Origin of the sequence: Kitasatospora sp. NPDC092286 (assembly GCF_044755565.1) — a bacterium.
GTDB lineage: Bacteria > Actinomycetota > Actinomycetes > Streptomycetales > Streptomycetaceae > Kitasatospora.
The window spans coordinates 155,626-167,307 of sequence record NZ_JBIVRD010000014.1; the positions used below are offsets into that span (position 1 = coordinate 155,626).

The following is an 11,682-nucleotide window of genomic DNA, read 5'->3' on the forward strand; positions in this document are numbered from 1 at the left end:
CCCGAACCCCCATGAGCGACACCACCACCATCCGCTGGGAGCAGGACCAGGACGGCCTGGTCACCCTCGTCCTCGACGACCCCACCCAGTCCGTCAACACCATGAACGAGGCCTTCACGGCCGACCTCGAAGCCGCCGTCGAGCGGCTCGCCGGCCTCGGCGACGCACTGCGCGGCGTCGTCGTCACCTCGGCGAAGAAGACCTTCTTCGCCGGGGGAGACCTCCGGATGCTCTCCGCGGCCCGCCCGGGGGACGCCGCCGCCGTCTTCGAGAAGTCGATGCGGATCAAGCGCGCCCTGCGCCGCCTGGAGACCCTCGGCAAGCCGGTGGTCGCCGCGGTCAACGGCAGCGCGCTCGGCGGCGGCCTGGAGATCGCGCTCGCCTGCCACCACCGGATCGCCCTGGACGCCCCGGCAAGCCGGATCGGCCTGCCGGAGGTCACCCTCGGCCTGCTCCCGGGCGGCGGCGGAGTGGTGCGGACGGTACGGCTGTTCGGCATCACCGACGCCCTGCTGAAGGTGCTGCTCGAAGGCCGCCAGTACCGGCCCGCGCAAGCCCTCCAGCACGGACTGGTCCACGAAATCGTCTCCAGCCCCGAGGAGTTGACCGCGCGGGCGCGCGCCTGGATCGAGGCCAACCCGACCGCCGTCCAGCCCTGGGACGTCAAGGGGTACCGGATCCCCGGCGGCACCCCCGCCACCCCGGCGCTCGCCGCCCAGCTGCCCGCCTTCCCGGCCGGCCTGCGCAAGCGGCTGGCCGGCGCGCCGTACCCGGCGCCGCGCAACATCCTCGCGGCGGCCGTCGAGAGCGCCCAGGTGGACATCGACACCGCGATGGTCACCGAGGCCCGCTACTTCACCGAGCTGGCCTGCGGGCAGACCAGCACGAACATGATCCAGGCGCTCTTCTTCGACCAGCAGGCCGTCAACTCCGGTGCCGGACGCCCGAAGGACATCCCCAGGCGCGAGGTCCGGCGGGTCGCGGTGCTCGGCGCCGGAATGATGGGCGCGGGCATCGCGTACGCCTGTGCCAGGGCCGGGATCGAGGTGCTGCTCAAGGACGTCACCGTCGAGGCCGCCGAACGCGGAAAGGCCTACTCCGCAGGGCTGTTGGAGAAGGCCGTGGCGCGCGGACGCTCCACCGGGGCGGCGCGCGACGAACTGCTGGCCCGGATCACCCCCACCGCCGACGCCGCCGACCTGGCCGGCTGTGACGCCGTGATCGAGGCCGTCTTCGAGAACCCCGAGCTGAAGCAGAAGGTGTTCCAGGAGATCGAGGGAGTCGTCGCACCGGACGCGCTGCTCTGCTCCAACACCTCCACCCTCCCGATCGGCCTGCTCGCCGAAGGCGTCGGGCGCACCGCCGACTTCATCGGCCTGCACTTCTTCTCGCCGGTCGACAGGATGCGCCTGGTGGAGATCGTCCGCGGGCCGCAGACCGGTGACGAGGCGCTGGCCCGCGCGTTCGACCTGGTCCGGCAGATCGACCGGACCCCGATCGTGGTCAACGACTCGCGCGGCTTCTTCACCTCCCGGGTCATCGGCCAGTTCATCAACGAGGGCGTGGCGATGGTCGGCGAGGGCGTCGACCCGGCCACCGTCGAGCAGGCCGCCGCCCAGGCCGGCTACCCCGCCAAGGTGCTCTCGCTGGTGGACGAGCTGACGCTGACCCTGCCCCGCAGGATCCGCGACGAGTACCGGCGCGCCGCCGAGGCGGCCGGCGGCAGCTGGGCGGCCCACCCGGCGGACGCCGTGGTGGACCGGCTGGTCGACGAGTTCGGCCGCCCCGGCCGCAGCGGCGGCGCCGGCTTCTACGAGTACGACGAGGACGGCCGGCGCGGGCGGCTCTGGCCCGGCCTGCGCGAGCACTTCGTCCGCCCGGGCGCCGCAGAGCCCACCGCAGAGCCCACCTCAGATCCCTCCGGGGTTCCGTTCGAGGACCTCAAGGAGCGGCTGCTCTTCAGCGAGGCCCTGGACTCGGTGCGCTGCCTGGAGGAGGGCGTGCTCACCTCGGTCGCCGACGCCAACATCGGCTCCATCCTCGGCATCGGCTTCCCGGCCTGGACGGGCGGCGTCCTCCAGTACATCAACGGCTACCCGGGCGGCCCGGCCGGCTTCGCGGCCCGCGCCCGCGAACTCGCCGCCGCCCACGGCGAGCGCTTCGCACCGCCCGCCCTGCTGGAACGGATCGCCGCCGAGGGCCGGACCTTCACCGACCGGCCGGTGCCGGGCCGTCGGGTGTGCTGATCCAACGGGTGGTCAGTGGTCGCGGCTCGGCCGGCCTGAGCCGCGACCGTCCTGCAACCGCCCCGCAACCGCCCCGCTCCGCGACGGTTCGTGCAGCCCTGGTCCGGCTCCGGCGCGGTTCCGGTGCTCGATCCGACGGAAGCCTCGGCCCGCATCCGGCCGCCAGGCCGGCCCGGCCGACGAGATCTGAGTGAATGTGAGATTCCGCGTTCACGCCGATCCGGCCCGGGGAAGAGAACACCATCGTGACCTCCGACTCGCCCGACCCACAGCCCCCGCACGGGCCCGCCGTGCTGCTCGCCGGGACCAGACCCGAGGCACTCAAGCTGATCCCGCTGCTGCGCGCGTTACCGGAGCGGGGTGTGAAGACGGTCCTCGTCGACAGCGGCCAGCACCCCGGCATGGTGGCCGCCGCGCTCGCACCCTTCGGCCTCGCCCCGGCCGAAGGCCTCGCCCCGTCCCGCGGCTCCGGCTCGCTGGCCGCCACCGTACGGGGCCTGCGCGAGTCCGTGCACGAGGCGATCCGGCGCCTGGCGCCCCGGCTGATGGTAGTCCACGGCGACACCTCCACCACCTACGCCGGGGCGCTCGCCGCGCGCGCGGCCGGTGTGCCGCTCTCACACGTCGAGGCGGGGCTGCGTACGGCGCACCCGCTACGCCCCTTCCCGGAGGAACTGTTCCGCCGCCGCGTCGGCTCCCTGGCCGACCTGCACTTCGCCCCCACCACCGAGGCCACCGCCAACCTCCGCCGTGAAGGCATCACCGGCAGGTGCGTCGAGACCGTCGGCAACACCATCATCGACGTCCTGCGCGAGACGCTCGGCCGCCCGGCCCCCCACGCCCTGCGGGAACTCGTACCGCCCCGCGCCCCGCTGGTCGTGGTGACCTTCCACCGCCGCGAGAACGTCGGTCGACGCCTCGACCCGCTCTGCCTGGCGGTCCTCGAACTTCTGTGCTCCCGGCCGGACTTGCACGTGCTCTGCCCCCAGCATCCCAACCCCGCGGTCCGGGCGCGCCTGCAGCGCCGGTTCGCCGGCCACCCGCGCATCACGCTGACCGACCCGCTGCCCTACCCGGTCTTCGTCCACGCGCTGGCCCGTGCCGCCCTCGTGGTCACCGACTCGGGCGGGATCCAGGAGGAGGCGCCGTACCTGGGTGTCCCCGTGCTCGTGGCCCGCGAGAACACCGAGCGCCCGGAGGCCCTCACCACCGGCACCACCCGGCTGGTCGCGGCCGACCCGCAGCTGGTCCTCGACGCCGCACACGAGTTGCTCGCCGCACCGAGGCCCAGGGCCCAGGCATTCGACCGCACCGCCCCGTTCGGGGACGGCCGGGCCGGAGAGCGGATCGCCCGGCGGCTCGCCCATTTCATCCGCAGCCGGCCGAGGACGTCCGGCCCGGGACAGCCGAACCCCGCCCGGGAGGCCACCGCATGACCGACGCCGCCAGCGCCCTGCGCGAATGGCTTCTCGACGGACCGGCCCAGCAGCGGCACGGCAGCGAGCACGGGGCGGTCGCCGGCGCACTCGCACCCGACGGCCGCGCCGCCTACGTCTACGGCGAGATCACCGGCTACTACCTGCACTGGCTCGCCTCCCCGCACCTGCCGGCCGACCCGCGGCGCGAACCCGCGGCACGCGCCGCCGCCGAGTGGGTCGAACGCCGCTGCACCACCGGCCCGCTGCCGCCGACCCGCATCCACCTCCACGGCGCGGCGGAGAAGGACTGGCGCAACGACGCCCAGTTCTTCTTCGACCTCGCCATGCTCGTCGGCGGCCTCACCGCGGCCACCCGCGCCGGGCTGCTGAACCCGCCCGAGCGGGCCCTGCGGGCACTGCTGACAGCACTCGTCGACTTCGTGGACCACGACGGAACGCTCCGCCCGTTCCGCCCCGAGCCCGGAGCGGCCCCGCCCGCACCCCGCTGGTCCACCCGCAGCGGCCCCTTCCTCGCCAAGGCCGCCGCCCGCGTCCTCGCCGCCGCGGCCGTCGTACCGCTGCCACCGGCCCTCGCCCAGGCCTGTGCCCGTCACCTGACCCGCCACCGCCCGGACCCCGCCCGGGCCTTCGACCACCCGCTGCACCCCACCCTGTACTTCCTGGAGGGCCACCTCACCTCACCCGGTGCCGACCACGCCGCAGCCACCGCCGTCCTCGCGGAGCTCCTCGGACAGTGCGACCCGGCCGGCACGCTGCCCGAATCACTCGACACGCCCACCGTCCGACGCAGCGACGTCATGGCCCAGGCCCTGCGCCTCGGCCTGCTCCTGCACCGCGACGAACCCGTCCTCGACCGGACGGCCGCCGCACTCGCCGCCAGGGTCCGCGCCGACGGCGCCATCCCCTTCGACCCGGCCGCCCGGCCGCTCCAGCTCAACGTCTGGAGCGCCATGTTCGCCGAGCAGGCACTCTCCTGGCACCAGGCCCGCACCGCCGGACTGCCGCTGCGGGTCACGCCGGGCGACCTCGTCTGACCCCTCCCAGCAGGAAGCGACACCGCCGTGAACGCCCAGCCGGACACCTGGTCCTACGACCTGATCGCCGACATCTACGCCGAGGACATGGGGCACAGCATGCCCCACGACGACATCGGCTGGTACCGGGACCTCTGTCGGCGACGCGGTGGCCGCACCCTCGAACTCGGCTGCGGCACCGGGCGCATCCTGCTCCCGCTCCTGCGGGACGGCGCGGACGCCATCGGCATCGACCTGTCCCTGCCGATGCTGCGCCGCCTGCGCCGGAACGCGGCCGCGCTGGACCTGACTCCCCGGGTGGCCCGGATGAGCCTCCAGCGCCTTGCTCTGCGCGGGCCGTTCACCACCGTCCTGGCGCCGTACTCGCTCGTCACCTACCTCACGGCGCCGGGCGAACTGCACCACTTCCTGGCCGCCGCCCGCGGCCTTCTCGAACCCGATGGCGTCCTCGTCCTCGACGGCTTCGTCCCGAAGGCCGTCCAGCACCACGAGGAGTTCCGTCCGGACTACCGGCGTCCGTACGCCCACGGCCTCCTCGCCCGGGACAAGAGAATCACCGTGCTCGACGACGGGTGCCACCGGATCGAGCGCCGCTACCGCCTCCACGACGACAGCGGCGGCCTGCGCGAGGAGTTCACCACCTGCGACCGGATCCGTCCCTACCGCGAGCCCGACCTCCTCGCCCACGCCGAAGCCGCAGGCCTCACCATCCGGTCGACCAGCTACGACTACGGCGTCACCACGGCCCCCGCCGGGGCGCAGTTCTACACCCTCACCCTCGGCCGCTCCTGACCGGGCGTCTCCTCCCCGGCGTTGAGAGCCAGGGGCCTCCCCGGCTGCTCCGCCGACCGGCCGGCCCGACTCCGGGACCGGCCGGTCGGCTCGTCGAGGAGAGCCGGCCCACCCTTCTCGATTTCGTCGACGAAAGCCTCCAGGAGCTTGGGGTCTTCGTTGCTCCACTGGCTCACCAGGGGGTGATGTTCCCGTTCGACTTGTGGGTGAGGTGGAGGAGCGAGAACAGGTCCTGGTAGACATCGTCCGTGTGCTTGGCGAAGAAGTTGCCGAAGTCCTGTACGCGGAGCGGCGGTCGGTCCTGGCACCCGGTTCGGCCCGCCGCCGTCCGTGCCGAGGCTCCGCCCGGGAGCCGTGCACCGGGGCCCCGCCCGAGGCCGCCGAGTGCTCCGACTGCGGCACCCGGCGTCGCCCGGACCGGACAGGGTGCGGGCCGCCGCGATCGCGGGAGAGCGCGGCGGCCCGGGGCGGGGGTCAGGCCAGGCGGGTGGCCTTCAGCCCGTCGAGCGGGTACTCCTTCGGGAGCTTGTCGGGGTCGCCGGGGACGGTGATCTGTACGCCGATGGGCCGTGACGTCCCCGCCGACAGCAGCTGATCGGCCTGGGAGTCGATGTAGGCCTTGCCGTCCGCGTAGGTGACGTCGACGCCGGATGCCTCGACCTTCGTCCCGGGCACCGTCGGCAGGTCGAACGAGATCCGGAACCTGCTCACGTCATGGCCCTTGCCGCTGGTCCTGCCGACGGCCGTGAGGGTCAGCTCGAAGCTGTAGGTCCTGCTGCCCCACGAGCCGTTGAACTTCTTCTTCACGACGATCTCGTCGTAGCTGGGCGGGATGGGCATCGGTGTGATGCGCCCGGCCCCGTTCATGACCTCCAGCTCGTCGACGGGGATCTTTCCGTGGCCGATCCGCTCGGCCCGGTCGGGGATGGTGGCGCCCGTGAGGTCGAGGTGGTTGACGTTGCCGGCGGAGTCGAGGGCGTAGAAGTTGCCGACGGAGTCGAAGAACGTGGCCGAGTACGACTTCCGCGAACCGCCGGCCTTGCTGGCCTCGGCCGGTAGGAAGACCTTCCGCTTGAGCACGGGTGTTCTTCCTGCCAACCGCGAGGTAGACCTTACGGTGCGCCATGAGACGGATCCATTCCGTGAGGAGACGATCCCGTCAGTGTCGGACGGCGCCGCGCACCCCCGCAAGGACACGTGGCGGTCGCCTGGTGACAAAGTGTCAATCCTTATGCGTGGATGGCACTTTGGCGCGTCCCGTTGACAGCCGTCCGGCATCGGCCGCCAAGGCCGTCCGGCCTGTGGCGTGAGCGCACCGTGTGCGACCGACCCCGGTAACAGGCCGAACGCGGTAGCAGGCCGAACGCGGTAACCCGCCGTCACCCGACCCGGCCATCGTCACCGCCGCCGGTAGGGACCGGTACCGGCCCGGCGCCGATCAGCCGGGCGAGCCCGCGCCGTCGCGCGCGGCCTCGCCCAACTCCTCCCGCAGCGACCGCTGGAACGCCGTCACCAGTGCCTGCGCGACCATCGGCTGGATGTGGTCGGTCAACTCCTTCATCCGCTCCAGTTCCTCGGGCGCCGGCTCGCTCTCCCGGTACGGCTTCCACACCGTCTCCCGGAACAGCCGCTGCAACTCGTGCGCCGTCGCCCGGCTGTGCTCCAGCACCACCGTCCGTGCCGCCAGCAGCGTCTCCAGCGGGATCGGCACGTCCAGGACCCGCACCCCCAGCGGCAGCAGCCCCGGATCCACCCGGAACACCTCCGGGTCCGCCGTCCGCTCCAGCACCCCCATCGCCACCAGCCGGTCCAGTTGCTCCTCCGACAGCCCCCGCCCGGCCCGTCGTTCGAGCTGGACCCGGCCCGCCTCCTCGGCCGCCTCCGGTGTCCACGACGCCACCAGCGCCCGGTGGATCGCCAGATCCAGCGGCGTGCTGTCCTGCGGCAGCCGCGCCAGATACCGCTCGATCGCCGCCAGCGTCAGCCCCTGCCGCTGCAACTCCCCGATCAGCCCCAGCCGGTCCAGATGCTCCGCCCCGTACAGCCCCACCCGCCGGGGCCCCAGCACCGGCGGCGGCAACAGCCCCTTCGTCCCGTAGAACCGCACCGTCCGCACCGTCACCCCGGCCCGCGCGGCCAACTCGTCCACCGTCAGCCGCACCCCCACCTCACGCGCCCCCATCCGCCGCCTCCACCTCTGTCGCACCACTGCTGTGACAGCGGAAGTGTGACAGTGTCGCTCAGCCCCGGTCCACTGCCTGCCCCCGTCACCACCGGGCCGGGTGGACCCCGGAGACGCGGAACCGGCCCGCGCCCTCGGCCGGTAGAGGGCGCGGGCCGGCGGAGCGGCGGTTCGGAAGCACCGATCCCGCACACCCGGCCATGACGGCGTCTTCCGGATCTGCCCGTCCGACGTTCCCGACTGCGTACGCACGTACGCCCCTGTTGTCCTGCGTGGCCAGAAGAACGTGGGCACTCTGGGATCGGCGCGTGAATATCGGGATCTCAAAGGGAAGTGCCTGCGACCGAGTGCTCAATTTCCCCACGAAACCGATGATCAACTATTTCAAATCGCGGGACCCACCGTCGCGGGTAACAAGGAGGGGCTCTACGTAGCCGTGACCCGCGCGAGGTGCAGCGCCACCTTCGTGATCCCGTAAACCTGATCTGGACCTGCTATGCCCGTCGCGGAGCGGTGCTCGTTCCCGCGTGATCACCATCGTGTCAGCCCTGTCGACTGCTGGACGGTTCTCCCGCCGGGATGGTTCGCCCTATCCGTGTTGCTGGATCAGATGACTAAACGGCGCTCGGTGGGGGCCGAGTCTCATTGTCAAAGCTGGGCCGGACAATTCGCTGTGGTGGATTCGGTGATTTGCCAGTCCTCCCTCTTGACGATCACCGAACTGCGATTCGTGGTGTCCCACAGTCGAATCCAGTCACCGGAGGACGGAAAGGCGATATAGGCATGGGCAGGGGCGACGGGTACCCCCTGAAATGGCGCCGGATCCGCCCCGGTCGGTTGCAGGCACACCCGGCGCGGCTTGACGCCGAAATAGGCGGGGGGTTGTTCGCCAGCCTGCGCGCTGCTGGCGGCCATAGCGGCAGCGTGGGAGGCTGGCCGGACCACCTCTCCCCAGAACACGCCCAGAGTGGCGATCAGGGCGGTGCACAGGAGGGAGACTCCGACCGATAGGCCTCCCGCCGTCCGGAAAGCGTGGAAGTGCCGGGCGTATCCAAGGAGTCCGAGAACTACCAGCGGGCCCGCCGCGATCACGAGGGCCTTGACGCTCGCGATGGCCTGCCAGGAACTCGGGATGAACACCTCTTCGCGACTCGCGTCGAAGTAGTCGAGGTAGTAAGTGTGCAGGGTACTGCCAGGAACCGGCAGTACGGTGAGTACCAAGGGGATGAGCGCGGGGATCAGCCAAGCTGCCGTCACCTTCCACGAAACGTTGCGGAACAGCAACCGTAGTCCGTTGGCGGTGAGAAAAACGGCAATCATGGAAGCCGTGACTGGTAGTGCGCCTGGCGTACTTGGCGCGCCTGCGGCGAGGACCAGGCCGATTCCGGTCAGTACGCAACCAAGGAGCCAGCCAAAGCCGATGGCGGAAACGCGGCTGGGGTGGATCGGGTTGATCCCGTATCCCCTGGCCAAGAGGAATATAGGCCCGCCGACCAGAAGTGCGCTCGTCAGCGAAGCAGTTGCCACCACCAGTGGAGGGAGTTCTCTTGAGCCGAGCGCCACTCCCAGGAAGATGAGCAGGGCGGCAGCGGTGATCAGGGCGGGCAGTACGATGCGTTCCGGAACCAGGTGTTGACGGGGCTCAGGGCAAGTCTCGACCGCTGAAGGGGAGCCGGCTGGGCGGGGCAGGGCATTGGGGGACGGTGTGTGGGTGTTGTCGAGCGGGCGCACTGCGGCGAGCGCGGCGGCCTCGCGTACCGTCGGCCCACTCGGCAGGAACATCTCCCGGCCGGTGTCGAACAGCCTGGCCTGGGTAAGCGCCCGACGAAGCCACTCCGAGTGGACAGTCGCCGGAAGTGGATGATGGGCCAACCATCTGGTACGTGGCGGTCCGTCCGATGCGATGGGCTCCTGAATGCGCAGATCGACTGTCACCGGAGCCTGGCGACAGACTCGGTGGAACGCCTGCCGGGCCGACAGGGCGGCTCCCCAGCGTGAACCGCAGACCCCTGCTTCGATCACCCAGTCCTCGGACGGACCCTCAGTGGCTGGGTCATTTGCCGGTGACACCACCCAATCCATCCCGGTGAAAAGCCCACGAAGTTTTTCCCGGGCGCCGGGTGATCCGCTCACCTCAGTTTCCATGCGAAACCAGTAGTCGTAGGTCGAGTTTCTTTCGGTCATTGATGGCTCCAGTTGCCCTAGATGTGAACGAGTGCCGTTCACGTGTAGGCGATTATATTAGGCCGGTGGGTATGGAGCGCAAGCTTTCCGGATTCATTTTGCGAGCGGGTAAATTAATCCTGATTGGTCTCGAGTTGCGATTTGTAAATAAATGTGTGCAGGAACTATCGGATTTCGGATGTGGACTCCGGAGACGCGGAACCGGCCCGCGCCCTCGGCTGGTGGAGGGCGCGGGCCGGCAGTGGCGGTGACCTCGGGGTGGGCGCGCAGGTAGCCCTTGAGCTCGTTGAGCCCGAAGTCGGCGCAGAGGGTGCGGGCCGGTCAGCGTGCGGCGGTGTCGGCCAGGGCGGGGTGGTGGCGGCGGGTGACCTCGGGGTGGGCGCGCAGGTAGCCCTTCAGCTCGTTGAGCCCGAAGTCGGCGTAGAGGGGGTTGTCCGGGTCCTGGGTGGCGCCGGGGGCGTGGTGGGCCAGCGGGAAGTCGAGGCGCTCGATGTGGGCGTTGAGGCGGGGGTTGTAGAAGAACGGGACCGAGAAGCGCTCGCGGGCGCCGGGCGGGCTGACCACACGGTGGCTGGTGGCCTTCAGGTAGCCGTCGGTGGCCACCTCCAGCAGCTCGCCGAGGTTGACCACGAAGGCGCCCGCCATGGGCGGGACTTCGAGGAAGCTGCCGTCCGCGCGCTCCACCTGGAGGCCGCCGACGGTGTCCTGGAGGAGGAGGGTGATGAAGCCGTAGTCCTTGTGCGCGCCGACGCCCTGGCCGGCGCCGTCCGGGGCGGTGCCGGGGTAACGGACCAGCTTGAGCCGCAGGTGCGGGTGGCCGGCGAAGGCCTGGTCGTAGAAGTCCGGGCGGGCGCCGATCGCGGCGAGGAGCTCGTGCAGCAGCCGGCGGGCGACCGCGTCGAGGCGGTCGATCCAGCCGAGGGCGGCGGTGCGCAGCTCCGGGAGCGCCTCGGGCCACTGGTTCGGGCCCTCCAGCCACCAGTAGGGCGGCTCCCCCCGGCCCGGTACGTGCGGGGGGAGCTCGGCGCCGATGTCGAGCTGGTCGCGCCAGTCCCGGCTGCCGCCGGTGCGCTCGTCACCGGTGCGGGTGTAGCCGCGGAAGTGCGGGGAGTTCAGGTTGCTCACGGCGAGCCGGTCGGCCTCCGGGAGCGCGAAGAAGGCCCGCATCGCGTCGGTGAGGGCGGCCGTCTCGGCCGGGGTCACGCCGTGGCCGACGAGCTGGAAGAAGCCGACGCCGGTGGCCGCGGCCCGCAGCTCGTCGTGCAGCCGGAGCCGGTCGTCGGGACCGCCGTCGGCGAGCGACAGGTCGATCACCGGGAGGGCGTCGTCCGCGGGGGCGGAGGAGGAGCTGGAGGAGGGGCGCTGCTGCGTCATGGGTGACATCCGCTGGGTCTCGTCCCGGCCGGTCCCGGTGGTCGACCGGGGGCGCCGGGGCCACGCCTGGTGCGGCGGGTGCCCCGGGTGCCGGGAGGGGGAGGCGGCCGGGTGGGGCCGCGCTTGAGGGTGGGAGGCGCGAGGTTCAGCCGGAGCGTCGACAGGACATGCTCGTGACGCGGAGCAGGTCCACGTGGCGGCGGCGAACGAGTATGAGCACGTGACCAGCGTAAATGACGGCCGTGGCGGCGGGGAGATCCCCCTCGGAGTCGGGGCGGTCGGCGGCCCCGGCAGCGTGCGCGAGGGCCGTGGGGGGGGGGGGCCCCCCCCCCCCGGGGCCCCCCCCCCCCCGGGGCGGGCCCCCCCCCCCCCCGCGGCGGCCCCCCGCCCCCCCCCCCGCGGGGCCGCCCCCCCCCCCCCCCGCCCCCCCG

At 71.9% G+C, this 11,682-nt stretch carries 8 protein-coding genes; 4 read left to right on the forward strand and 4 right to left on the reverse strand.

All coding sequences use genetic code 11. From position 1 onward, the window contains the following. Positions 1-11: 11 nt before the first annotated feature. The 4 genes from ACIQIB_RS17050 to ACIQIB_RS17065 all read left to right on the forward strand — a co-directional run bounded on the left by ACIQIB_RS17050 (position 12) and on the right by ACIQIB_RS17065 (position 5,511). Entirely contained in the window at positions 12-2,246 is a 2,235-nt protein-coding gene (locus ACIQIB_RS17050) for a 3-hydroxyacyl-CoA dehydrogenase NAD-binding domain-containing protein (RefSeq protein WP_400758701.1), read from the forward strand. A 245-nt stretch (positions 2,247-2,491) separates the two neighbouring features. Next, positions 2,492-3,682, forward strand: a complete 1,191-nt coding sequence (gene wecB / locus ACIQIB_RS17055; protein ID WP_400758703.1) for a non-hydrolyzing UDP-N-acetylglucosamine 2-epimerase — start codon at positions 2,492-2,494, stop codon at positions 3,680-3,682. Next, a complete protein-coding gene (locus ACIQIB_RS17060; protein WP_400758705.1) occupies positions 3,679-4,719 on the forward strand; it encodes a hypothetical protein in 1,041 nt (346 codons plus the stop codon). The genes wecB and ACIQIB_RS17060 overlap by 4 nt, the downstream gene beginning before the upstream one ends. Positions 4,720-4,746: 27 nt before the next feature. Beyond that, positions 4,747-5,511 carry a class I SAM-dependent methyltransferase gene (locus tag ACIQIB_RS17065; RefSeq protein ID WP_400758707.1) on the forward strand — a complete coding sequence of 255 codons (765 nt, stop codon included), beginning with the start codon at positions 4,747-4,749 and terminating at the stop codon, positions 5,509-5,511. 474 nt (positions 5,512-5,985) lie between these two features. On the opposite strand, the gene ACIQIB_RS17070 is transcribed toward ACIQIB_RS17065, so the two are convergent. From ACIQIB_RS17070 to ACIQIB_RS17085, 4 genes are all read right to left on the reverse strand, one after another. After that, positions 5,986-6,591 (reverse strand): hypothetical protein, encoded by a 606-nt coding sequence (locus tag ACIQIB_RS17070; protein ID WP_363614879.1) that lies wholly within the window; start codon positions 6,589-6,591, stop codon positions 5,986-5,988. A gap of 358 nt (positions 6,592-6,949) precedes the next feature. Then, positions 6,950-7,693: a MerR family transcriptional regulator gene (locus tag ACIQIB_RS17075; RefSeq protein ID WP_363614881.1), complete on the reverse strand. Its 744-nt coding sequence runs from the start codon at positions 7,691-7,693 to the stop codon at positions 6,950-6,952. A gap of 648 nt (positions 7,694-8,341) precedes the next feature. Continuing rightward, positions 8,342-9,919, reverse strand: coding sequence for a hypothetical protein (locus tag ACIQIB_RS17080; RefSeq protein ID WP_400758709.1), 1,578 nt, complete (start codon positions 9,917-9,919; stop codon positions 8,342-8,344). 279 nt (positions 9,920-10,198) lie between these two features. After that, positions 10,199-11,251, reverse strand: coding sequence for an isopenicillin N synthase family dioxygenase (locus ACIQIB_RS17085; RefSeq protein WP_400758711.1), 1,053 nt, complete (start codon positions 11,249-11,251; stop codon positions 10,199-10,201). Between the last annotated feature and the right edge of the window lie 431 nt (positions 11,252-11,682).